This is a genomic window from Pseudomonas arsenicoxydans (assembly GCF_900103875.1).
Taxonomy (GTDB): domain Bacteria; phylum Pseudomonadota; class Gammaproteobacteria; order Pseudomonadales; family Pseudomonadaceae; genus Aquipseudomonas; species Aquipseudomonas arsenicoxydans.
Genome location: NZ_LT629705.1, coordinates 5,052,125 through 5,076,007, shown reverse-complemented (window position 1 = coordinate 5,076,007; position 23,883 = coordinate 5,052,125). Strand labels below are relative to the sequence as shown.

General features: G+C 60.8%; 18 protein-coding genes. 4 read left to right on the top strand and 14 right to left on the bottom strand.

Annotated features, from left to right (window positions below; genetic code table 11):
* Window positions 1-6: 6 nt before the first annotated feature.
* From lipA to BLQ41_RS23595, 6 genes are all read right to left on the bottom strand, one after another.
* Entirely contained in the window at window positions 7-999 is a 993-nt protein-coding gene (gene lipA, locus BLQ41_RS23620) for a lipoyl synthase (RefSeq protein ID WP_090185146.1), read from the bottom strand.
* A 93-nt stretch (window positions 1,000-1,092) separates the two neighbouring features.
* A complete protein-coding gene (gene glyA, locus BLQ41_RS23615) occupies window positions 1,093-2,349 on the bottom strand; it encodes a serine hydroxymethyltransferase (RefSeq protein WP_090185143.1) in 1,257 nt (418 codons plus the stop codon).
* 154 nt (window positions 2,350-2,503) lie between these two features.
* Window positions 2,504-5,359, bottom strand: coding sequence for an aminomethyl-transferring glycine dehydrogenase (gene gcvP / locus BLQ41_RS23610; RefSeq protein ID WP_090185140.1), 2,856 nt, complete (start codon window positions 5,357-5,359; stop codon window positions 2,504-2,506).
* 10 nt (window positions 5,360-5,369) lie between these two features.
* Window positions 5,370-5,747 carry a glycine cleavage system protein GcvH gene (gcvH, locus tag BLQ41_RS23605; RefSeq protein ID WP_090185137.1) on the bottom strand — a complete coding sequence of 126 codons (378 nt, stop codon included), beginning with the start codon at window positions 5,745-5,747 and terminating at the stop codon, window positions 5,370-5,372.
* A gap of 335 nt (window positions 5,748-6,082) precedes the next feature.
* Entirely contained in the window at window positions 6,083-7,591 is a 1,509-nt protein-coding gene (locus tag BLQ41_RS23600; protein ID WP_090185133.1) for a sigma-54-dependent transcriptional regulator, read from the bottom strand.
* Window positions 7,592-7,647: 56 nt separating this feature from the next.
* Window positions 7,648-8,562 carry a LysR family transcriptional regulator gene (locus BLQ41_RS23595; protein ID WP_090185130.1) on the bottom strand — a complete coding sequence of 305 codons (915 nt, stop codon included), beginning with the start codon at window positions 8,560-8,562 and terminating at the stop codon, window positions 7,648-7,650.
* A 151-nt stretch (window positions 8,563-8,713) separates the two neighbouring features.
* Here BLQ41_RS23595 and speB point away from each other — a divergent pair, with 151 nt between their 5' ends.
* From speB to betA, 4 genes are all read left to right on the top strand, one after another.
* Complete coding sequence (gene speB / locus BLQ41_RS23590; protein ID WP_090188788.1) at window positions 8,714-9,718, top strand: agmatinase; 1,005 nt, start codon at window positions 8,714-8,716, stop codon at window positions 9,716-9,718.
* A 27-nt stretch (window positions 9,719-9,745) separates the two neighbouring features.
* On the top strand, window positions 9,746-11,254 hold the full coding sequence (locus tag BLQ41_RS23585; protein ID WP_090185128.1) for an aldehyde dehydrogenase family protein: 1,509 nt from the start codon (window positions 9,746-9,748) through the stop codon (window positions 11,252-11,254).
* A 105-nt stretch (window positions 11,255-11,359) separates the two neighbouring features.
* Window positions 11,360-12,928: a purine-cytosine permease family protein gene (locus BLQ41_RS23580; protein WP_090185125.1), complete on the top strand. Its 1,569-nt coding sequence runs from the start codon at window positions 11,360-11,362 to the stop codon at window positions 12,926-12,928.
* Window positions 12,929-12,930: 2 nt separating this feature from the next.
* Window positions 12,931-14,619 carry a choline dehydrogenase gene (gene betA / locus BLQ41_RS23575; protein WP_090185122.1) on the top strand — a complete coding sequence of 563 codons (1,689 nt, stop codon included), beginning with the start codon at window positions 12,931-12,933 and terminating at the stop codon, window positions 14,617-14,619.
* Here the strand turns inward: betA and BLQ41_RS23570 are convergent.
* The 8 genes from BLQ41_RS23570 to BLQ41_RS23535 form a co-directional block, all read right to left on the bottom strand.
* On the bottom strand, window positions 14,587-15,267 hold the full coding sequence (locus tag BLQ41_RS23570) for a helix-turn-helix transcriptional regulator (protein ID WP_090185120.1): 681 nt from the start codon (window positions 15,265-15,267) through the stop codon (window positions 14,587-14,589). The genes betA and BLQ41_RS23570 overlap by 33 nt on opposite strands.
* Window positions 15,268-15,431: 164 nt before the next feature.
* Window positions 15,432-16,910, bottom strand: a complete 1,479-nt coding sequence (locus BLQ41_RS23565) for a family 16 glycosylhydrolase (protein WP_090185117.1) — start codon at window positions 16,908-16,910, stop codon at window positions 15,432-15,434.
* On the bottom strand, window positions 16,910-17,965 hold the full coding sequence (gene galE / locus BLQ41_RS23560; RefSeq protein ID WP_090185112.1) for a UDP-glucose 4-epimerase GalE: 1,056 nt from the start codon (window positions 17,963-17,965) through the stop codon (window positions 16,910-16,912). The genes BLQ41_RS23565 and galE overlap by 1 nt, the downstream gene beginning before the upstream one ends.
* A 29-nt stretch (window positions 17,966-17,994) precedes the next feature.
* The gene (locus tag BLQ41_RS23555; protein ID WP_090185109.1) at window positions 17,995-19,413 is read right to left on the bottom strand and encodes an oligosaccharide flippase family protein; all 1,419 of its coding nucleotides are present in this window, start codon (window positions 19,411-19,413) and stop codon (window positions 17,995-17,997) included.
* Between the two features lie 32 nt (window positions 19,414-19,445).
* Window positions 19,446-20,381, bottom strand: a complete 936-nt coding sequence (locus tag BLQ41_RS23550) for a glycosyltransferase family 2 protein (protein ID WP_090185106.1) — start codon at window positions 20,379-20,381, stop codon at window positions 19,446-19,448.
* Window positions 20,375-21,706 (bottom strand): O-antigen ligase family protein, encoded by a 1,332-nt coding sequence (locus BLQ41_RS23545; RefSeq protein WP_090185102.1) that lies wholly within the window; start codon window positions 21,704-21,706, stop codon window positions 20,375-20,377. The genes BLQ41_RS23550 and BLQ41_RS23545 overlap by 7 nt, the downstream gene beginning before the upstream one ends.
* A complete protein-coding gene (locus BLQ41_RS23540) occupies window positions 21,703-22,815 on the bottom strand; it encodes a glycosyltransferase (RefSeq protein ID WP_090185099.1) in 1,113 nt (370 codons plus the stop codon). The genes BLQ41_RS23545 and BLQ41_RS23540 overlap by 4 nt, the downstream gene beginning before the upstream one ends.
* The gene (locus BLQ41_RS23535; protein ID WP_090185096.1) at window positions 22,812-23,882 is read right to left on the bottom strand and encodes a glycosyltransferase; all 1,071 of its coding nucleotides are present in this window, start codon (window positions 23,880-23,882) and stop codon (window positions 22,812-22,814) included. Before BLQ41_RS23535 ends, BLQ41_RS23540 begins: the two co-directional genes overlap by 4 nt.
* Window position 23,883 lies beyond the last annotated feature (1 nt).

Below are 23,883 nucleotides of genomic sequence, written 5' to 3'. Positions count from 1 at the left end.
GAGGCGTCAGTGGGTATTCAGGCCGGTCTTCGCCCCTATCATCTGTTGATCGGCATGGTAGGAGGAGCGCACCAGCGGGCCGGAGGCGACGTTCTTGAAGCCCATTTGGGTGCCTTCTTCGGCGAACCAGGCGAAGGTGTCCGGGTGCACGAAACGCTGCACCGGCAAGTGACTGCGCGACGGTTGCAGGTACTGGCCGAGGGTGAGCATGTCGACATCGTGCTCACGCAGTCGCTGCATGACTTCGATGACTTCTTCGTCGGTCTCGCCGAGGCCGAGCATCAGGCCGGATTTGGTCGGGATGTGCGGGACCCACAGTTTGAATTTCTGCAGCAAATCCAGTGACCACTCGAAATCCGAGCCCGGCCGCGCAGCTTTGTACAGGCGCGGTACGGTCTCCAGATTATGGTTGAACACATCGGGCGGTTCGGTGGCGGTGATTGCCAGGGCCACGTCCATGCGACCGCGGTAATCCGGCACCAGGGTTTCCAGTTGCACGCCCGGCGACAGCTTGCGGATCTCACGCAGGCAATCGACGAAATGTCGGGCGCCGCCGTCGCGCAGGTCGTCGCGGTCCACCGAGGTGATCACCACGTACTTCAGGCGCAGGTCGGCGATGGCAACCGCCAGGTTCATCGGTTCATCGGCGTCCAACGGTTTGGGTCTGCCGTGGCCGACGTCGCAGAACGGACAGCGGCGGGTGCAGATGTCGCCCATGATCATGAAGGTCGCCGTGCCACCGGAAAAACACTCGCCAAGGTTCGGGCAAGAGGCTTCTTCACACACGCTATGCAGCTTGTGTTTACGCAGCAATTGCTTGATGCGATCCACCTCGGGGGAGATCGGCATGCGCACCCGAATCCAGTCGGGTTTACGCGGGAACTCATCGGTCGGGATGATCTTGACCGGTATCCGCGCGACCTTTTCTGCGCCGCGCAGTTTGACGCCGACTTCCATCTTGGCCGGGCTTTGGCCAGTCGATTCCACAAGTACGCTCATGTGTAGTGGTCTTCTGTTCGAGTGGGAAAAGAGAGACTGTATCGGAACCTGTAGGAGCGAGCAGGCTCGCCCCCACACAGTCAGTGCTGCGGATCAGTCGCGGTATACCGGGAAATCGCTGCACATTGCAGCGGCTAGCCGGGCGACTTGAGCCTCGACATCGGCATCGCCGAGGTGATCGAGGATGTCGCAGATCCAGCCGGCCAGCTCCATGCTCTGGGCCTCCTTGAAACCTCGACTGGTGATGGCCGGCGTGCCGATGCGCAGGCCTGAAGTCACGAACGGCGATTGCGGGTCGTTCGGCACGGCGTTTTTGTTCACCGTGATACCGGCGCGGCCGAGGGCAGCGTCAGCGTCTTTGCCGGTCAGACCCTGACGGATCAGGCTCACCAGGAACAAGTGATTGTCGGTGCCACCGGACACCACGTCGTAGCCACGGTCGATAAAGACCTTGGCCATCGCCTGGGCGTTGCGGATCACTTGCGCCTGATAGGTTTTGAAGGCAGGCTCCAGCGCTTCTTTAAAGCACACGGCTTTGGCGGCGATGACATGCATCAGCGGGCCGCCCTGGCCACCGGGGAACACCGCCGCGTTGAGTTTTTTCTCCAGTTCCGGATTGGCCTTGGCCAGGATCAAGCCGCCACGCGGGCCGCGCAGGGTCTTGTGTGTGGTCGTGGTGACAACATCGGCAAAGGGAATCGGGTTCGGGTACAGACCGGTCGCCACCAGCCCCGCAACGTGGGCCATGTCCACAAACAGATAAGCGCCAACCTTGTCGGCAATCTCACGGAAGCGCGGGAAGTCCAGCGTCTTCGAGTAGGCGGAAAAACCGGCGATGATCATCTTCGGTTGGTGCTCGACCGCCAGCCGTTCGACTTCGTCGTAATCGATCAGCCCCGTCACGGTGTCGATGCCGTACTGAACGGCGTTGTACAGCTTGCCGGAAAAACTCACTTTGGCGCCGTGGGTCAGGTGGCCGCCGTGGGCCAGGCTCATGCCCAACACGGTGTCGCCGGCTTGCAGCAGCGCCAGATAAACCGCAGCGTTGGCCTGGCTGCCGGAGTGAGGCTGGACGTTGGCGTAATCGGCGCCGAACAGCTGTTTGGCGCGATCAATCGCCAGTTGCTCAACCACGTCGACGTGTTCGCAACCGCCGTAATAGCGTTTGCCCGGATAGCCTTCGGCGTACTTGTTGGTCAGGCCGCTGCCTTGCGCTTCCATCACCCGTTGGCTGGTGTAGTTTTCCGAGGCGATCAACTCGATGTGATGCTCTTGCCGAGCATCCTCGGCGTTGATCGCCGCCAGCAGTTCGTCGTCGTAGCCTTTGATCTGATCGTGCTTGCTGAACATGGTGAAGTCCTCTGACGTTCAATGAATAAAGTGACCTGTAGGAGCTGTCGAGTGAAACGAGGCTGCGATCTTTTGATCTTGTTTTTAAACGGCAACGTCAAAAGATCGCAGCCTCGTTTCACTCGACAGCTCCTACAGGGGGATGCGTTCGTTATTAGGCGTCTTGGTAGTCGGCGATGGATGGGCAGGCGCAGATCAGGTTGCGATCGCCGAAGACATTGTCGACGCGGCCGACCGGCGGCCAGTATTTGGCGTCGATCAAGGTTTCGAGTGGATACACCGCTTGCTCACGGCTGTACGGGTGCGTCCACTCGCCGACGATTTCCGCGGCGGTGTGCGGAGCGTTTTTCAGCGGGTTGTCTTCCTTGTCCAGGGTGCCGTTTTCCACGGCGCGGATTTCTTCGCGGATGCGGATCATGGCGTCGCAGAAGCGGTCCAGTTCTTCCTTGGATTCGCTCTCGGTCGGCTCGATCATCAGCGTGCCGGCGACCGGGAACGACATGGTCGGGGCGTGGAAGCCGAAGTCGATCAGGCGCTTGGCGACGTCATCGACGCTGATACCGCTGCTGTCTTTCAGCGGACGCAGGTCGAGGATGCATTCGTGCGCTACCAGGCCGTTGCTGCCGGTGTACAGCACTGGGTAGTGCTCTTCGAGGCGGCGGGAAATGTAGTTGGCGTTGAGAATCGCCAGTTGCGAAGCACGCTTGAGACCCGCGCCACCCATCATCCGAATGTACATCCAGGTGATCGGCAGAATGCTCGCGCTGCCGAACGGTGCTGCGCAGACTGCGCCTTCCTTGCGTTCCATGGTGCCGTGACCCGGCAGGAACGGCGTCAGGTGCGATTTCACACCAATCGGGCCAACGCCCGGGCCGCCACCGCCGTGCGGAATGCAGAAGGTCTTGTGCAGGTTCAGGTGCGACACGTCGCCGCCGAACTTGCCTGGCGCACAGAGGCCGACCATCGCGTTCATGTTGGCGCCGTCGATGTACACCTGGCCGCCGTGGTCATGGATGATGCCGCAGATTTCGCGGATGCCTTCTTCGAACACGCCGTGGGTCGACGGGTAAGTGCTCATCAGCGCGGCGAGGTGTTCGCGGTGCTCGATGGCCTTGGCGCGCAGGTCTTCGATGTCGACGTTGCCGCGGGCATCGCACGCGGTGACGACTACGCGCATACCGGCCATGTTGGCGGTCGCCGGGTTGGTGCCGTGGGCCGAGGACGGGATCAGGCAGATGTCGCGACGGTCTTCGCCACGGCTCTGGTGATAGGCACGAATCGCCAGCAGGCCGGCGTATTCACCTTGGGAGCCGGCGTTCGGTTGCAGCGAGATCGCGTCGTAACCGGTGGCGGCGCAGAGCATCGCTTCCAGTTCGTCGGTCAACTGCTGGTAACCGGCGCTTTGCTCGGCCGGAGCGAACGGGTGCAGGGCACCGAATTCAGCCCAGGTCACCGGGATCATTTCACTGGCGGCGTTGAGTTTCATGGTGCACGAACCCAGCGGGATCATGGTGCGATCCAGCGCCAGGTCCTTATCGGCGAGCTTGCGCAGGTAGCGCATCAGCTCGGTTTCCGAGTGATAACGGTTGAACACCGGGTGGCTGAGGATCGGCGATTGGCGGACCAGTGCGGCCGGGAAGGTGCTGACCACGGACGCGGCGAGGGCGGCGAAGTCCGGCAGCGCTTTGCCGTCGGCGAACAGGGCCCACAGGGTTTCCACATCGGCTTGCGAGGTGGTCTCGTCGAGGGACAGGCCCAGACGTTCAGCATCGACCACGCGCAGGTTGATCTGCTGGGCGCGCGCCTTGTCGTGCAATGCGGCGGTGTTGGCGCCAGTCTTGATCGTCAGGGTGTCGAAGAAGGTTTCTTGTTCGACGTGCAGGCCGATGGTGCTCAAGCCTTTGGCCAGAATCGCGGTCAGGTGATGCACGCGGTTGGCGATCTGCGTCAGGCCTTTCGGACCGTGATACACGGCGTACATGCTGGCGATGTTGGCCAGCAGCACTTGTGCGGTGCAGATGTTCGACGTGGCTTTCTCGCGGCGGATATGTTGCTCGCGGGTTTGCATCGCCAGGCGCAGGGCCGGCTTGCCGAAGCGGTCCACGGAGACACCGACCAGACGGCCCGGCATGTCGCGCTTGAACGCATCTTTGGTCGAGAAGTAAGCGGCGTGCGGGCCACCGAAGCCCAGCGGCACGCCGAAGCGTTGCGCGCTGCCGATGGCCACGTCGGCGCCGAATTCGCCCGGCGGCGTGAGCACGGTCAGGGCCAGCAGGTCAGCCGCGACGGCGACCAGCGCGTTGGCAGCGTGGAAGCGTTCGGTCAGTTCGCGGTAGTCGAAGACATCACCGTTGCTCGCCGGGTATTGCAGCAGCGCGCCGAAGAATGGCGTCACGTCGCTCAGTTCACGCTCGTCGCCGACCACCACGTCGATGCCCAATGGCTCGGCACGGGTGCGCAGTACGTCGAGGGTTTGCGGGTGGCAATGCACGGACGCGAAGAACGCGTGGCTGCCCTTGTTCTTGCTCAGGCGTTTGCAGAAGGTCATCGCTTCAGCGGCGGCGGTGGCTTCGTCGAGCAGCGAGGCGTTAGCGATCGGCAGCCCGGTGAGGTCGCTGATCAGGGTCTGGAAGTTCAGCAACGCTTCGAGACGGTCCTGGGAAATTTCTGGCTGGTACGGGGTGTAGGCGGTGTACCAGGCCGGGTTTTCCAACAGGTTGCGCAGGATCGGCGACGGCGTGTGCGTGCCGTAGTAGCCCTGGCCGATAAAGGTTTTGAACAGCTGGTTTTTGCCGGCGATGGATTTGATCAACGCCAGGGCATCGGCTTCGCTCAGACCGTCTTCGAGGCCGAGGACGCTGGTGCCTTTGATGCTGTCGGGAATGACGCTGGCGCTCAGGGCTTCCAGGGAGTCGAAACCGAGGCTGTTGAGCATGGCTTGTTCGTCGCCGGCACGCGGGCCGATGTGGCGAGCGATGAATTCGTTACGGGTGTCGAGGAGGGTGGTCATACAGAAGTCCTCAAGCGTCTTCGCGGGTCAGGTGCTCGTAAGCGGCCTGGTCGAGCAGGGTGTCCATGGCGCTGGCGTCGCTGGGGCGCATACGGAAGAACCAGCCTTCACCCAACGCGTCTGCGTTGATCAATTCGGGGGAGTTTTCCAGCGTCGAATTGACCTCGACCACTTCGCCGTCCAGCGGCATGTACACGCTGCTCGCCGCTTTCACCGATTCCAGCACCGCCACTTCATCGCCGGCACCGAAGGCGCGCAATTCAGGCACCTGAACGAAAACCACATCCCCCAGGGCCTGCTGGGCAAAAGCGGTGATACCCACGGTAATCAGGCCATCGCTTTCAAGACGCAGCCATTCGTGATCGACGGTAAAACGCAATTCGCTCATATCAACTCCTCATTGTTCAGACTCATCCGCTACTGGTGGCGGATGGCGATGGACAGGCTCGTGCCGGGGCAGCGAGCGTGGCTTGAGGGTTGATAGCAAGTGTGGTGCCAATCTTGTTTTATCTATTTGAATCAATAGCTTGATGTGAACTTGGGTGTTTCGAGCCAACGAGTTCGTATTGAAATCAATACAGGCAGCCGGGGAGGAGGGTGTGAACCCCGCTCCAGACAGGTCGAAAGGGTTTTGTCTTGAATTCGATACGCTGTATCGATTTATAGACATGCAGTCCCTGTGGGGGTAAGTGGCAGTCCAGGGATTGTGTGGTGGCTGAGAGATCAGGGTTTGTTGGGAATGCCGTACTTGCGCAGTCGAATGGCAATCGCGCTGTGCGAAGTTTGCAGTCGGGCAGCCAGCAAACGGCTGGAGGGATAACTTTGGTAAAGCTGCCCCAGCAGGTTCTTTTCAAACCCTTCGATGGCCTGCTCAAGACTACCGACCTCTCCATCGTTCTGGCGCTCCACGGCGGTTCTGGCGATGTCCAGGTCGTCGATGTCCACCAGCGGATTTTCGCAAATCGCGGCAGCACGAAAGATCACGTTCTGTAGCTGCCGCACATTGCCCGGCCAGCGGTTGCCCAGCAGCGCCGCAAAGGCCCCGGGGGCCAGTCGACAGACCGGGCGCTGGATCTGCGCGCAGGCCTGCTGCATGAAGTGATTGGCCATCAACAGGATGTCGTGGCCGCGCTCGCGCAGCGGTGGAACCTGCAGGTTCAGTACGTTGAGGCGGTAGAACAGGTCCTCGCGAAAGCTGCCTTCGCTGACCATTTTTTCCAGGTCACGGTGGGTCGCGCTGAGCACCCGCACATTCACCCGAACCTCACGATCACCACCGACTCGCCGGAAGCAGCCATCACTGAGGAAGCGCAGCAACTTGGCTTGCAAGTAGGGCGACATCTCGCCGACCTCATCGAGGAACACCGTGCCCTGGTCAGCCAGTTCCAGCAGGCCGAGTTTGCCGCCCCGTTGCGCGCCGGTGAAAGCGCCGGCGGCATAGCCGAACAGCTCGCTTTCGGCGAGGCTTTCCGGCAGTGCCGCGCAGTTCAGCGCCAGAAAGGGGGCGTCACGCCGCGTGCTGATGGCGTGGCAGGCGCGGGCCACCAGCTCTTTGCCGGTGCCGGTTTCGCCCTGAATCAACAGCGGCGCATCAAGCGTTGCCACGCGTTGGGCACGGGCCTTGAGGGTGCGGATCGCCGGCGACTCACCGAGCAGTGCATCAAAGCCTTCGGCATGGTCGTGGTGCAGTGCCGAAAGGCGTTCACCGATGCGGTTCGGTTGATACAAGGTCAGCAGGGCGCCCGCGTCGGTAATCGGCATGGCGTCCAACAGCAACGTTCGGCCACCCAGGCTGACCTCATGCATGGGCAGACGGAAACCGTGCTCGATCAGCGTGCTTTGCAAGGCAGGATCATCGAACAGCGCCGTCAGCGGTTCACCGGCCGGTTCCCGACCACACAGTGCAATCAGCGCCGGATTGGCCAGCAGCACATGGCCCCGGGTATCCACGGCCAGCACAGGATCGACGCTGGCCGCGAGCAAGGCATCCAGTTGCAGGCGTCGGCGTTGCCCCGGAAGGATGTCGACCATCGTCACCGCTTGCACGCCCTTCACATCGAGCAACGCGCCGCGCAATTCTTCCAGGACATCGGCACCGAGGGTCGGGGCGTCGATGTAGACGTTCGGCGGCACCATTTCGACGGCGTCCAGATTGAAACTGCGCCCACCGAGCAGGGCCAGCACTTCCTGGGTGATGCCGACGCGGTCGATGAACGTGACGTGGATGCGCATGGGTAACCTGCAAGGTGGCGAATGGAAATGAGTATGACCGGCCTGTGCCGCGTCTGTCAGGTCTTGCCGGCGCTGCGCGAACACGCGGCCAGATCCTCAAGAAACGCCTGGAGGATCGGCGGCGGCGCAGTGCCTCGGCGAGTGATCACGTCGAACGGTGACATCAGTTGCAGGCTGGCGGGGGCCAGTTGGTGCATCTCGCCGGTCTTGATCCACTGGGCAGCGAAGTGCATCGGCAGGAAACCCAGATAGGCGCCGGAAATCAACAAAATCGCCAACGCTTCGATGTTGTCCACGGTGGCCGCGGCCTTGCTCACGCCCAGGTGCTCCAGGTCGTATTGCTGCATGTAGCCCCGGACGACAATCCGGCTCGCGGCGATTTCTTCGAGCAGTTCATCACCCTCGGCCTTGCTGCCATACAGGGGGTGGCGTCGCCCGCAATACAACCCCAGGGCTTCTTGATACAGCGGCGAGTGCAACAGGCCCGGCACGTAGATCGGGAAGTGCCCGATGGCCAGGTGCAGTCGGCCGTCGAGCACGCGTTCTTCCAGTTCCGCCGGGGTGCCGACGTACACGTTCAGGTGCACGTCATGCCCCCTCGACACAAAGCGCTGGGTGGTACGCGGCAGCGGTGAATCGGGGTCGGTGATGGTGGTGTCGATGATCCCCAGATTCAATTTGCCGCTGATGTGCTGCTTGAGCACGTCGGCATCCATGCAGAAGTTTTCTACCGCCGACAGCAGGCGTTGGGTCGCCTCATGAATCGCCACGCCTTGCTCGGTCAGGCGAAAGCCGCTGCGCCCGCGTTGGCAGAGTTTGACCCCGAGCCGTGTTTCCAGATGGGTCATCTGTTCGCTGATGGTCGACTGGCCGGCATTCAACGCCGCCTGGGCTGCGGAAAACCCTCCGCACCTGACAATCGTGGCAAACACCCTGAGCAGTTTCAGATCGACATCGTGGAGCTGGATCACCTTGAACCTCCCGCGTGTGGATGCATCGGTAATGCCGATATGAGTATCTGATGTTTAGCATTTTTTCCACGAAAACCTGCGCCCATAGTCATTCCAACAGCGGTCGCTTTCCACGACCGCTCGCTGATAACAAGAATTGGAGATGCCTGAAATGTCGAAGAACGGTTATGAATCCGGTCGCCTGAACCTGCCTTTCGTGGGCCATTGCACCTTTGCCAAATCGCCGGTGTGCACCGACTGGGATGCGCTCGATGCCGACGTCGCCATCCTCGGCGCACCCAATGACATGGGCACCCAATGGCGCTCCGGCGCACGCTTTGGACCACGGGGCATTCGCGAGGCATCGACCCTGTTTTCCTTCGGCCATGCCGGCGCCTATGACCACGAAGACGACGTCATGTACCTGACCGCTTCGGATGTACGCATGGTCGATGTCGGTGATGCCGACATCGTGCACACCGATATGGTCACCAGTAACGAGAACACCGAGTATGCCGTGCGCAAGATTCTCGATGCCGGTGTCATGCCCGTGGTGCTCGGTGGCGATCACTCGATCCACGCTCCGGTGATCAAGGCCTTCGAGGGCCGCGGCCCGATTCACATCATCCACTTCGATGCGCACCTGGATTTCGTCGACGAGCGCCACGGCGTTCGCTATGGCCATGGCAACCCGCTGCGCCGCGCCTCCGAAATGAATCACATCGTCGGCATGACCCAGATGGGCATCCGCAACGTGTCTTCGTCCAATCGCGATGACTACGAAGCAGCTCACGCGGCCGGCTCGAAAATTCTCTCGGTCCGCGATGTGCGCCGTCTTGGCGTCGACGGTGTACTGGCGTTGATCCCGCAGAACATCAACTACTACATCACCATCGACATCGACGGTTTCGACCCCTCCATCGCCCCCGGCACGGGCACGCCCAGCCACGGTGGCTTCCTCTACTACGAAGTGCTGGAAATCATCCAGGCCCTGGCCAAACGCAGCCAAGGCAACATCGTCGGGATGGATCTGGTGGAAGTCGCCCCCGTCTATGACCCGACTGGCATGACCTCGATCCTGGCGGCGCAACTGCTGCTCAACAGCATTGGTTTCATCTTCCACGAACGGGCTCAGGCGCGACAAACCACGAACGAAACCACCACGGTCACGGCGTGATCCGACCGCCGCACAGAGGGTATGAAAATGGACACGATCGTTAAGCAGTACCTGCAAAAATTCGGTGTATCGGAAGCCACCCAGAGCTTCCTCAGCAAGGTGCAGAAGATGTTCATCGGTGGCGCCTTTGTCGAGGCCAGCGACGGGCAGACGTCTGACGTCATCGAGCCGTCGACCGAGGGGCTGATCACCAGGATTCCGATGGGCACGACAGCGGATCTGGACCGCGCCGTGCAGGCCGCCCGCGCCCAGTTTGATGGCGGCGCCTGGCGTCAGGCAAAACCGGCGGAACGCGAGCGGATGATGCAGCGCCTGGCTGACCTGATTGAACAAAATGCCGCTGAACTGGCGGAAATCGAATCGATCGACATGGGCAAGTCCGCGGCTTTCGCCAGGGATGTCGATATCCAGGGCACCGTCGACACCCTGCGCTATTTCGCCGGCTGGGCGACCAAGCTTCACGGGCGTACCGTCGAGCCCTCGCTGCCGGGTAATTACCTCGCCTATACACGCAAGGAAGCAGTGGGTGTGGTCGGTGCCATCGTGCCATGGAACTTCCCGCTGCAGACCATGGCCTGGAAGCTTGGCGCCGCCCTGGCCACCGGTTGCACCGTGGTGGTCAAACCCGCCGAACTGACCTCGCTGTCAGCCTTGCGCTTCGCCGAACTGGTGCAGGAAGCGGGCATCCCTGACGGGGTGATTAACATCGTCACCGGGCGCGGTAGCGTGGTCGGTGCTGCGATGGCCACGCATCCGGGCATCGACAAATTGACCTTCACCGGCTCGACACCGGTCGGTCGTACCGTCGGGCGCGCTGCGCTGGACGAAATGAAGCGACTAACCCTGGAACTCGGAGGAAAATCACCGGTAATCGTATTGGCCGATGCCAACCTGAAAGCCGCCGCCCAAGCCATCGCCAACGGGGTGTTTTTCAATTCTGGCCAAGTGTGCGATGCCGGTACACGCGCCTATATTCATCGCAGTGTCTACGACGAATTCCTGCGCGAGCTGATCGCCTACACACGGACGTTGAAGATCGCACCGGGTCTGGACCCGGACTGCTTTATCAGCCCGTTGGTCTCGGCGTTGCAAAAAGCGCGAGTGACCGAGTACATAGAAACCGGCAAGCAAGAGGGTGCCCAGCTTGTCTATGGCGGCCAGCCTGTCGAGGGGCCCGGCTTCTTCGTCGAGCCGACGATTTTTGCCCACTGCCGCAACGACATGCGCATCGTCCAGGAAGAGATCTTCGGCCCGGTGCTGGTGACCGCAGCGTTCGACGATGAAGAAGAGGCGCTGGCCCTGGCCAATGATTCGCCCTACGGCCTGGCGGCCGCGCTGTATTCCAACGACCTTGGAAAGGTGCACAGCCTGATCCCGCGGCTGAAAGCGGGTTCGGTCTACGTGAATGCCCACGGCACCCTCGACCCGTCGATGCCGTTCGGTGGCTACAAGCAGTCCGGGTTCGGCAAGGACCTCGGCGCGGAGCAGCTCGATTACCTGCTCGAAACCAAGGCGGTCTGGATCACGCTCCCCTGAGTCATGGCTGACTCAACCCCTGTGGGAACTTGCTCCCACAGGTGCGTCGTTTACTCAAAAGAACGCAGTTATCTCGTCATGATCTTCCAAAAATAAGAGTACATCATGAACATTGACGCCAAAGCCGCCCCAAGCGTGTCGCTCCTCGACGACAAACCCATGGTCGAAGGGCATTCGATCGACTTCATCCCCGAGCACGAGCGCACCGACAAACTGTCGAGCCAGGGCCCGTTCTGGTTCCTCGGCAATTTCACGTTCTTCACCATGACCATCGGCTTCGTGGGTCCAAGTGTCGGCCTGACCGCGCTTTGGACTACGCTCGCCGGCACGCTGGGCATCATGTTCGGCACTTTGTTCATGGCCTTTCATGGGTCGCAAGGCCCGCACCTTGGCCTGCCTCAGATGATCCAGTCCCGTGCGCAGTTCGGTTATCGCGGTGTGATTCTGGTGCTGCTGGCGACGCTGTTTGTGTTTGCCGGTTTCAACATCGTCAACCTGGTGTTGATGATGCAGGGCTTGCACACGATCTTCGGCTTCAACCCCGCCGTGATTGCCGTGGCCGTGACAATACCGGCGGCGATTTTGGCGATCCTCGGCCATGACTGGATGCACCGCAGTTTCAAATGGGCCTTGTACCTGTCGCTGCCGCTGTACGGTCTGGTGACGCTGGCGGTGTTGATGGGCTGGGTTCCCGATGCGGCAATGCCGGTGCTCGCGGCCGGTGAAGTGGCCCCGGCGCCGTTGGGATTCAACTGGACCGGTTTCATCGCCCAGTTCGCGGCGGCGGCGAGTTACAACATCGCTTATGCCCCGTACGTGTCCGATTATTCACGTTACCTGCCGAAGAACACCTCCAGCGGCAAACTGATTGCGGTGGTGTTTCTGGGGGCGTCGCTGTCCGGTGCATGGATGATTTCCGTGGGTGGCTGGCTAGCCGATCACCTGCATTCCACTGATGTGCTGGTAGCTCTGGGCCAAGTCGGCAACACCGTGTCGCCGCTGATCGGCACGGCGGTGGTGGTCATCACGATCCTGGCGTTCTTGCCGGTGATCGCCATGAACATCTACAGCGCCAAGCTGACCACGCTGACTTGCGTCGACTCGATCAAGCACATCGAACCCACCCGCAAGGCACGTATCCTGGCCATCGGTTTCGTGATCCTGCTGCAACTGGGTGTGGCCCTGAGCATCCAGAGTTCGGGCAAAGGCCTGTCGGTGCTGGGTATCTACCTGGTGGTGATGTTGTACTTCCTGGTGCCATGGACTTCCGTCAACCTGACCGACTACTTTTTCGTCCGCAAGGGCCGCTACGCCATCCCGCACTTCTTCATGCCGCACAACAACATCTATGGCAGCTGGGGCCTGCGCGGCATTGCGGCATACGCCATCGGTTTCATTTCGATGATCCCGTTCTTCTACATCTACGACGGCGTCGAGCAGCGTGAGGTCTATGTCGGTCCGCTCGCCAAGGCGCTCGGCAGCATCGACATCGCCTGGCTCGTCGGGCTGATCGTGTCGGGGCTGGTGTACTACTGGTTCAGCCGCTCAATCGACCTCAAGCGCGAAGAAGCGGTCATCCAGCACATCGAAAAAACATCCCCTCATTACACCACCGGCGACAAGCTGACCTTGCACCCGTTGCCCGTTTTCGACGAATCGACGGTCGGGAGATAACCATGGCTACGCAAAAATACGACTACATCATCATCGGCGCAGGCTCGGCAGGTTGCGTGTTGGCCAACCGCCTGAGCGAAGACCCGGCTACCTCGGTTCTGGTCCTGGAATTCGGTGGCAGCGATCGCAGTGTGGTGATCCAGATGCCAAGTGCATTCTCGATCCCGATGAATACCAAGAAATATAACTGGCGCTACGAAACCGAGCCTGAACCGTACCTCAACGGCCGGCGCATCCATTGCCCGCGGGGCAAGGTGCTGGGTGGCTCGTCGTCGATCAATGGCCTGGTCTATATCCGTGGACACGCCTATGACTTTGACGAATGGGAGTCCCTCGGCGCACAGGGTTGGGGCTACCGCAATTGCCTGCCTTACTTCAAACGCGCCGAGCATTACGAGGAGGGCGGTGACGGCTATCGCGGCGGCACCGGCCCGCTGCACACAACCAACGGTAATCACATGAAAAACCCGCTGTACGGCGCCTGGGTCGAAGCCGGCGCGCAAGCGGGTTATATCAAGACTGACGACTGCAACGGCTTCATGCAGGAAGGTTTTGGCGCCATGCACATGACGGTGAAAAACGGCGTGCGCTGCTCCACCGCCAACGCTTACCTGCGTCCGGCCATGGACCGCCCGAACCTGACCGTGGTCACCCACGCGATGACGCGCCAGATCATCCTTGAAGGCAAGCGTGCGGTGGGCATCAGTTATGACCACAATGGCCAGACCCACCAGGTCTACTGCAATCGGGAAGTGCTGATATCGTCCGGCCCCATCGGTTCGCCGCACTTGCTGCAACGCTCCGGTATCGGCCCGGCGGACGTCTTGCGAAAAGCCGGGATCGAGGTGCGCCATGACCTGCCGGGCGTCGGCGAAAACTTGCAGGATCACGCCGAGGTGTACATCCAGTTTGGCTGCAAGGAACCGGTGACGCTCAACAGCAAGATGGACCCCTTGAGCAAGCTGATGATTGGTTTGCGCTGGCTGTTGTTCAAGGACGGACTCGGCGCGACCAACCATTTCGAGGCGGGTGGTTTCATCCGCTCGGACAAAGGCTTGCGCTGGCCGGACATTCAGTTCCACTTCTTGCCGGCAGCCATGCGCTACGACGGCAACAAGCCAATCAAGGGCCATGGCTTCATGGTGCTGACCGGGCCGAACAAACCGAAGAGTCGCGGTTACGTTCGGGTGCGCTCCGCCGACCCTTACGAGCATCCGCAGATTCAATTCAACTACCTGCAGCGTGAAGAGGACCGCGAAGGCTTCCGCCGGTGCATCCGCCTGACCCGGGAAATCATCGGCCAACCGGCGATGGACCGCTTCCGCGATGGCGAGATCGCCCCCGGTGCTTTGGTGAACACCAATGAAGAAATCGACGCGTTCGTTCGTGAAAACCTCGAAAGCACGTATCACCCTTGCGGTTCGTGCCGTATGGGTGAGGACGACATGGCGGTGGTGGATTCCGAGCTGCGTGTGCACGGCATCGCAGGATTGCGCGTGATCGACTCGTCGGTGTTCCCGACCGAGCCGAACGGCAACCTCAACGCACCGACCATCATGCTCGCCGAGCGGGCATCCGATCTGGTTCGCGGGCGCAAAATGCTGCCAGCCTCAGATGCACCGGTCGGTCTTGTCCAGGACTGGGAAACCAGCCAGCGGTCATCGCTGCCCGGACGTAATGTCAGGGTCTGATTCAACCGGGTGTTCGCCCTCAGGTCGATCCGCGTCAGCCTGGGGGCGAAGTTTGAAACGGCAAACGTTGCCGCCCCTGACCATGCATTCGGTGTGGTCGACATCAGCGCCACCCAACGCCCCGATCAAGGCCAGGTCCAGTTCGCAGACCACCGGATGCGCCGCGGCCAGACGGTGGAACACGCAGTTGTGGGCGACGATTTCCGGGGTGTCCGAGGCGCGAAAGAACACCTCGGCTTCGTATCCCGCCTGGTTCATGTGCTGCACGATCCGGGCTTCATCGACGACTTGATGCTCGCGGTCCAGCGCCAGTTTGCGGCCCATGCTGCGCATCAGCGTCTTCAGGGCATCGGGGCCGATGATGTCGGCCACTTCGTCGATCAGCACACTGGCGAGCATCTGGTATTGGCGCGGGAACTGCTCCTTCCCATGCTCGGTGAGCCGATACAACTGCTCGGGACGCCGACCCGTCGGCCTGGTTTCGCCACGCAGCACCAGGCCGTCACGCTCCAGCGCCGCCAGATGCTGGCGAATCGCAGTGCGTGTGACCGCCAGTTGGTCAGCCAGCTCATCAATGCTCATGCCGCCGGCATGATGCAGCAACGCATTGAGCAAGTCCTGCTGTGTTCGGCCCAATCCTTCAAGCATGGTGTGCCCTCGCGCGGGATCAGAACTTGTCCGGGAACTGCTTGACCACGGCGGCCGTCAGCGCGTCCGCCAGTGCCAGCACAGGGGGCGACAATGTCAAAATGAGCATGAAAATATGTTTTTATTGGACGTACTGAAAACACGCAGATATGCGGTGCTGCCGTTTATCGACTGCGTTGCCAGACCTTGACGTAATCGACGCTGAACGTTGAGGGCAGGTCGGCATCGTCAACCACGCCGAACCAATCCCACACAGCCTCACTGTCAAAGACAATCTGCATCGGGAAGAAGAAGTGGGTGTTCGTCGACTCCCGCACCAGCACGCCATCGACGTACCAGCGCAAGGTGTCGGGCTGCCAGTCGAAGCCGTAGACATGAAAGGCGTTCGCCAGACGCCAGGGCGCGACCCAGGTGCTGCCGTTGGCGATATGTTCGGTGCTTTGCGGCGTAGCCCACAGGTGGGCGTTCATGTTGTACAGACGGTCGAAGGCGGCGTTTTTGGTTTTGCCGCCGATTTCGAAGATGTCGATTTCGGTGGCGTTGTCGGTCATGCCCGTCCACGCCAGCCAGAAGGCGCTGGAGCCTGCCGAGTTCATAGGTTTGGCGCGGGCTTCGTAGTAGCCATAGAAACCGCGCTCATTCGTGCGCACCATTGCCGAACTGTAATCCTTGAAACCCAGCTGGACGTACTTCTGCGGCAAGGTTTCCTTGCGAAAGACGATGTTCAGGTGGCCGTTTTCGACGCTGGCATTGTCCGGTTTGAACAGCGCCGGTTTGCGTCCCAGCGACTCGTTGCCGATGGCATTGTTGACGTGCCAGCGCGTGGGGTCGAGGGTTTTGCCGTTGAAGTCGTCGGACAGCTGGGTGTCGAGCGTCCACTGGCCGGTATTGGCTTGATCGGACAGCGGCAGGTTGGCGTGGGTCTGGCTTGGCAATGGGCCCAGCGGCCCGACCCGGGTCCAGGTGTCGGCTTGTTGCGGGACGGCAACGGACCACTTGTGTGCCAGGTACTGAAAGGCTTGCTGGCGCTGCGCAAGAGAGGCAAACGGCCGGTCGTAGACGAGTACTTCGGCGATGTCGCCGCGAAAGTTGTCGGCGGTGCCGATGGCGTTGCGCCCGACGGCATAGGGGCCAATCGGCACATCGTAAAGCTCCAGAACAGAAATGGTCGGCGCATACGCGGTGTCCTGTTCCAGGCTGATGGCGAAATTCGGCAACACGTTATCGTTGCTGGCGGTGTGTGGCCGAGAGCTGAACAGCCGTTGCCAGGGACCGACGTTGGTCTGTTCGGGCGGCCGAAGCGACACGATCAATACCGTCACCGGCCCTTTTTCACTGCGGATGGTTTTGCCAAGAAACGCCGAAGTGCCACTGAACTGCACTATCGAATGGCCGTTCAGGGCGTTTGCCACCCGCTGCGGCCCCTTGGCGGAATCGTCTGCCGTGGCGTCATTGACCTGGCCGGACTTGTCGCGCCAGTGCTGCACACGGTTCTGCCCGTCGACTGTCATGCTCGATGCGTCGTCCGCGTCGAGCCACAGCACCAGCCCGGTCGCCGGTGGACGGGAGGGTACCTGCGCGGCAGAGCAGGCCAGCGCACACCACAATAGCCCCAGCAGCAGACCGGCCCTGACCCTCAGCATTATTTCACCGTCATCAAGAACGGTATGACACAGGGCGACCGATACCCCTGCGGATTGCGCGACTGCCATCGCCAGGTATCGACAATCATCTGTTCCAGGTCGCGTTGTGCAGTCCAGCCCAGCTCGCGTCCTGCCTTGCGAGGATCGGCCCAGCATTTGGCGATATCGCCGACGCGGCGCGGGGCGAAACGGTAGGGGATGCTGATGCCGGTAATGTCTTCGAAACTCTGGATGATCTGCAACACGCTATAGCCAACGCCGGTGCCGAGGTTCCAGGCGTTGATGCCGCCTTTTTCATGCAACACCTCGAGCGCCTTGAGGTGGCCGTGGGCAAGGTCGACCACATGAATGTAATCGCGCACACAGGTCCCATCCACCGTTGGATAGTCGCAGCCGTACACCGTGAGCTCGGGAATCCGTCCAATCGCCACCTGCGTCAGGCACGGCAACAGGTTGTTCGGGCGGCCGCTGGGGTCTTCGCCGATCATCCCGCTTTCATGTGCACCAATCGGATTGAAGTAACGCAGCAGCCCAATGCTCCAGCGCGGATCGGCGTAGCAAACGTCGGTGAGCAACTCCTCGATCATGAGCTTGGTGCGGCCATAGGGATTGACCGGTTTTCCGGTACCGATGTCTTCCGGGATCGGGGTTTTCACGGGGTCGCCATACACCGTCGCCGAGGAGCTGAACACCAGGTTGAACACCTCATGCCTGGCCATCGCCCGGCAGAGGTTCAACGTGCCGGAGACATTGTTGGCGTAGTAGTCCAGCGGTTTGCGAATGCTTTCTTCCACGGATTTGAGGCTCGCAAAATGCACCACCGCATCAATGTCGTAGCGGCTGAAAATCTTGTCGAGCAAGATCGAGTCGCCAATATCGCCATTGATGAAATCGACTCGGGTATGGGTCAGCAATTCAAGGCGAGCGATGCATTCTCGACAGCTGTTGCACAGGTTGTCGAGCACCAGCACGCTATGCCCGGCGTTGATGAGTGCCACGGCCGTATGGGAGCCGATGTAGCCGGCCCCGCCAGTGATCAGCGTAGTTTTGCGCATGGTGAGATGTTCCTGTCTCGGGACTGAATTCAGTGTGCGGTGAAGACCGTTTTGAATTCTTGCGGCCAGCGCGGGTGCAACACGCTATAGGCCACGGCATAGGTCAGAGCGCCGATGCCGATGTTGCAGATCAGGTGCAGATAGCCTTGGAAACTCCATTGCCTCGATACCCAGGCCACCGTCGCGGCCATGACCAGCGAGGCGATCACGCTGCGGTAGTTGGAGTCGAAGAAGCGCCGCCAGCCGTAACCGATGGCCGTGTTCAACCCGCGAATTTGCAGCGGTGTGATGAGCAGCATTCGCGCCAGCAGTGCCAGCGCGGCGGCCATGCCGCCATAGGCGCTGCCGAAGCTGTAGACCAGCGCCAGCGCCAGAACCGTGGTGGCGACTTCGGCCTTGATCGTGAGGTGGCTGCGATTGACCGCCACCAGCGCAGTGGTGGCGAACATCGCCGTATTGCCGATGGCCGCGGTACAGGCCAGCACTTGCAGCATTGGAATGGCCTCGGCCCACTTGGCGCCGAAGATCAACAGGATGAGGTCGCTTGCCGTGAGCGCGATACCGATGAACAGAGGGGTCAACAGAAAGCCACTGACCGCCGTCGAGTCGCCGATGATCCCCAGCAGTCGCGACGGCTCGTTGCTGCGCCGGGCGAACACCGGCAGCGCATAGCTCATCAAGCCGTTATAGATCGCGCTACGCGGAAGATCGATGATCCGCATCGCCATGTTGAACATGCCCACGGCATGGGTGCCGGCGGTCATGCCAAGCACCACATTGACCCCGCGCTGCAACGCTTGCGAACTCAGCGCGTTGATCGCCACCGGGAAACCGGATTTGAGCAGGTCGCGCAGCACCGCGCCGTCAATATGAAAAGCGATACGGCGCCGGTCGCCGAGCATCAACACGATGATGGAAACCAGTTCCATGAGCAGTGCCTGGGCAATCACCGCCCACGCCCCCAGGCCCCAGAGCGCCACCGCAATGCCGCCGGCACCGCCCAACACCTTGCCCAGTAATGTGCGCGACGCCAGCATCCTGAAGTTGCTGCTACGGCGCATCTGCGCCACGTAGACCCTCGCCATCATGGTGAACAGAATCTTCACCGAGGCCACCGCCACCATCCAGCGCAGTACCGGGGAGGGTGAATACACGATCACCGCGAGCGAGATCACGACAATCGACACCAGGCTCGCCAGCACCGCCGCCCAAAATGCCGTGGAGATGTGTTTGTCTTCCAGGCGCTCAAGCCGTACCAGCGGGTCTTCCAGCACCGAGGAGTAGATCATGCCGATCAACTCGACACTCGCGATGATCACGGTGCCCACCCCCAGTTCTTCCGGTGACAGTAGCCGGGCGTAGACAACGAACGTGATCATGGACAGGACAATCAGGCCGAGTTTCTCGGTGAAGATCCAGATCAATGTCACCAGACGATGATTGGCCATGGTTGAACCGCGAAAGATAGAGGGATGCCGACTCAGGACGTCCTGCCAAACGTTTTTGCCAAGGCGTAGAGGTAACGCAGGGTCGGTTTGCCGTTGAAGAAAAACATCGCCTTCCAGGAATGCTCGAGCATCCGCTGGAACACCTGGATGACCTGTACGTGTTCACCGCGTCGGGAGAATGCGTTGAGGAAATCGGCATGATTGGCCAGCACGAAATGGATGCGTTGTTGCTCGCTCAGCCGGGCGCCGTAACGGTCAAGGTACAGCTCGATGAATTTGACTTTGTGCGGATAGTACTTTTGAGGTTGTGCAGTAATGTTGCCGCTGTTGACGCCACGCCGATGCAGGATCTGCGGCACTGTGTGGATCTCCCAGTGTTCGGCGATCCGGGTCCACAGCAAGCGATCTTCGGCATAGCGCAGGGACTGGTCGAAGCCGCCGAGAGCCGTCACCACCTCGCGTACCACTAGCACGCCGGAGGTACCGTTGATCACGTTTTCGTGGATGAAATCGGCAAAATGATGACCTGCTTTGCAGCGGTCCTCCAACTGGCGCGTGCCGTCACTGAATTCGCTCATCTGGTAGCAATCGATGAGCCCGACCTTGTGCCCGTCGCGCGTCAGCTGTGCATAAAGCGCCAGTTGCTTTTCCAGTTTTTGTGGATGCCATTGGTCATCGGCATCGAGAAAGGCAATAAACGTTTCCCGGGCGCTGAACACGCCTTTATTGCGGGCACTGGCCGGACCTTCGTTGGCCTGGCGCAGCAGGGTCAAGGGAAAGGGCGCGACGTAGTGCTCGACAATCTGCGGCCCTTCATCACTGGAGCCATCGTCGATGACGATGACATGATCGGGCATGCGTGTTTGTTCTTTCAGCGAGTCGAGCGTCTTTCGGATGCTACCGGCAGCGTTGTACATCGGAATGACTACGCACACCGAGCCGGGGGCGCCGGCGGCTTCATTCAGCATGGGTGTTTCTCCTTGCGAAAGCTCTGGGCTACTGCGTCGGGAGACACGCTTTCAGCGCGAGGGGCGGACGTTACCGCCGCAAAAGGGCGCTGCACGGAGTGACGTTTGAAGGACAGTGCCAGCGTGCAAAACACCAGAAACTCGGCTGAGCGATAGTTGGGAATGACGTAGGCCACGTAATTGGTGACGACGAACAAGCCGATGATCACCAGCGCGCTGGCGCGAAATCGAGCGGACTGGTTGCCTATCACGGCCCGGTACTGCTTGAACAGCGCCTCTGCCAGCAACAGTGTCAACGCTGTCAGTTGAATGATGCCGCCATTGAGCAGGGTTTCTACATAACCGCTGTGAGCGTTGCCGATGTAGCCCCAGCGGGTGATGAATTCGTCGGCATCGAGGCTGGACCAGAACGCGCCAAAGCCGTAGCCCTTGAGGAAATGATTGTCGACAAAGGGGCCGAGCAGTTCCCAGATCATGGTGCGATCGGTGAGTGACGGGTCGCGTCCGGCCAGTTCCAGCAACACCGCGGAGTAGTCGTAGAGAAGCAAACACACCAACAGGTAGAGCAGGGTGCAACCGAGGAACGCCAGCCTGGAGCGATGGATGCGCAAACGGATCAACGTCAGGAAGTAGCTATAGCTGACCGTCCCGGCAATGATCAGCACCACCCCCGTGGCCGATTGGGCGAGCAAAATGGCGATAAAGGAAAAGAACGCGCAGAACAGCGCCCAGCGATTGCGCTGTCGAATCATCGGCAGCAACAGCAGGATGGCGATCGCGTTGAGTCGCGCGCCGGCGTTTTTTTCCGTGAATATCCCCTTGAATGCGCCGTCGCGGATGCCTCCGGAAATAAACGCGGCACTGGGCATGACCAACGCCAGTATCAAACCGATCAAGGCCGCCACGCCGATGGCACAGCCGAGCATGAAGGTAATTTTTTCTAGGCTGTAGTTGTAGGCGATGAACCCGGCAAAAAACACCACGCTGAGCATCGCGATAAATCGCTTGAGACTCAGCATCGGGTCCTGGGACCAGCCGATCGATGCGATGACGCAGAGCAAGAACACCAGCAGAAAGAAGTTGCTGCGGTAGAAGGTCTTGCTGAGGAACACCTTGTTGCGGATGAAAAAGAACAACGGCACCAATAGCGTGATGAGGCCACACACTTGGTTGACAACGTTGCCTTCGAGGTCTTTATCGAAGTCGTCGAGGCTGGAGCCGCTGCCCAGCCCGAGAACAAACGTGATCATCTGGATGTAGAACAGCACGCCGAACAAGGTGAAGGCGTCGCGCAACGTGGAATATCTGATCTGCAGTGTGTTCATGGCGATGGCCTGGGCAGCAACGCGGCGAGGTAAGTTTCTACCGCGCTGGCATTCATGAAGCGCGCAGCGGCATCGATGCGCGATTGACGTTGCAGATCCCGTGGTATCGACAGTTGCAGGTCAATGGCCCGCGCGAGCGCGATCGGGTCGTCGACGGCCACGAGCGGTGCGACCAGGCCTCCAATGAGAATGTCTTGCGGGCCATGGGGGCAGCGGGTCGACACCACCGGCGTGCCGGTGGACAACGCCTCGACCAGCACGTTGGGACTGCCCTCGAAACGCGACGACAGCACAAAGCAACTGGCCGCGGCCACTTCCGCCATGGGATCAGGGGTATAGCCCGGCAGGTCGACGCGATCATCCACGTCCAGCCTGCGTGCCTGCTCAAGCAACCTGTCCCTGAGGGCGCCTTCGCCAAAAATGATCAGGCGCACGTTGGGATCCGCCAGTGCCGCCAAGGCAGCGATCAAGGTATCGAAACCTTTTTGTGGAGCCAGTCGCCCGACGGCGACCAGCACCGGGCTGGATTTTTCCAGGAGCCAGGGGTGACTCGGCGGCCCCGGCAGCTTGTCGCGAAAGTTATCGTCCAGGACCGGGTTGTCGGCAATGGTCACGTCCTGGCGTCGCGCGATGGTGGTGTTGACCAGATCCTGGGCGACGCCTCGCGAGACGCAGATCACCGGGTTTGGAATCAGCCGGTAGAGCAGCGGCGCCACCCGGTACGCCAGTCGCACCATGAGGTCGGGGTTGACGTGCTTGTCATGGGAAAACGCGTTGCGCTCGCTGACGTGCAGCCGTGCCAGCGTCCCGGACAACCAGGCCGCGACGATGGCCACCACGTTGACGTGGGTGAGGGCCGCCAGTTGCGCGTCGAAGCGATTGGCGCGCAAAAATCGTGTGAGTGCCGGTACCGCACGCGCGGTGCGTGGGCTGCGCAATTCGACTTTTTTTACCCGTGGATCAAGGTTCTTCGCATGCAGGCCTCCCCCGGTGAGCATCACCAATGTCACGTCATTGCCTGCGTCCACCAGGGCACTGGCGAGGCGCGCCATCATTTTTTCAGCCCCGCCTGCACTCAAGTCATGCAGGATAATCAGCAACTTTTTCATTGGTTCCATACCTGGTAATAAGCCTGCGCGGCGTGCCGGCTGGTGTAAGGATGGAGGGCGTCATCGAGCATCTTTGCGCTTGGCACAACGCAACCCCGTGACGTCAGGCTTTGCAGCATTCCATTGGCCAGCGCCGGTACGTCGTTGACGCTGACCAGTTGCCCGAGTCGGCCGTTGTCCAGCAGCTCTCGGGGGCCGGTCTCGCAGTCGCACGCCAGTACGGGCGTGCCCAGTGCCAGGGCCTCGATCAGTGCGGTTGGCATGCCTTCCTGCACGGAGCTGAGGATGAACAATCGCGCATGCCGCAGCAGCGGATAGGGGTTTGCCAGGAAACCGGTGAAATGCACCCGATGGGCTATCCCCAGTTGGTGGGCCTGGGTGGTCAGCGCGTCGAGCAACGGACCGTCGCCGGCAATCACCAGATCCGGCAGTGCGTCGCTGCGCAACGCCAGGGCATAGGCATCGAGCAACAGGTGGAAACCTTTGGGTTCCACCAGACGGCCCAGGCTCAACCAGTAATCGTTGGGCAGGCCGGCAAGCGGCGGCGCATGAGAGGCCTGGAGCAGTTGATCGGTGACCACGGCATTGGGGCAATAACGGATTCGCTGCTGGCCCCAGGGGAGCAAATCGACCATCGACTGGCGCAGAGCACTGGAGACCGTTACCACCTTGCCACCGCCGCACAGGTACAACGCATAGAGCAGGCGCAGGCTTGAGGGACCGGTTTTCTGTTCAGTGCAATCCAGTGCGGCGTGGCGGCTATAGATAACTTTGCAGGGACTGCCCAAGGTGGCGAACCAGGTGCAGAGGTTCGCTTGCTCCTTGGCGGAAATCACATGCGTGACCCCCGCACGACGAATCAGCCGGCGCACCCGCAGGATCGACCTGAGCAGACCGCCGCCGCCACTGTTGTGACGTTGAACCCCCTCGGTGTCTGGCGTGTCACCGTTCATGACGAAAAAACTCACGCGCTGGCCGTCCTTGAGAAACTGCTCTGACAATCGCTGCTGAACGCGCTCGACGCCGCCACCTGCCTTGAAATCCTTGAGAATGAACAGGATGTGCATG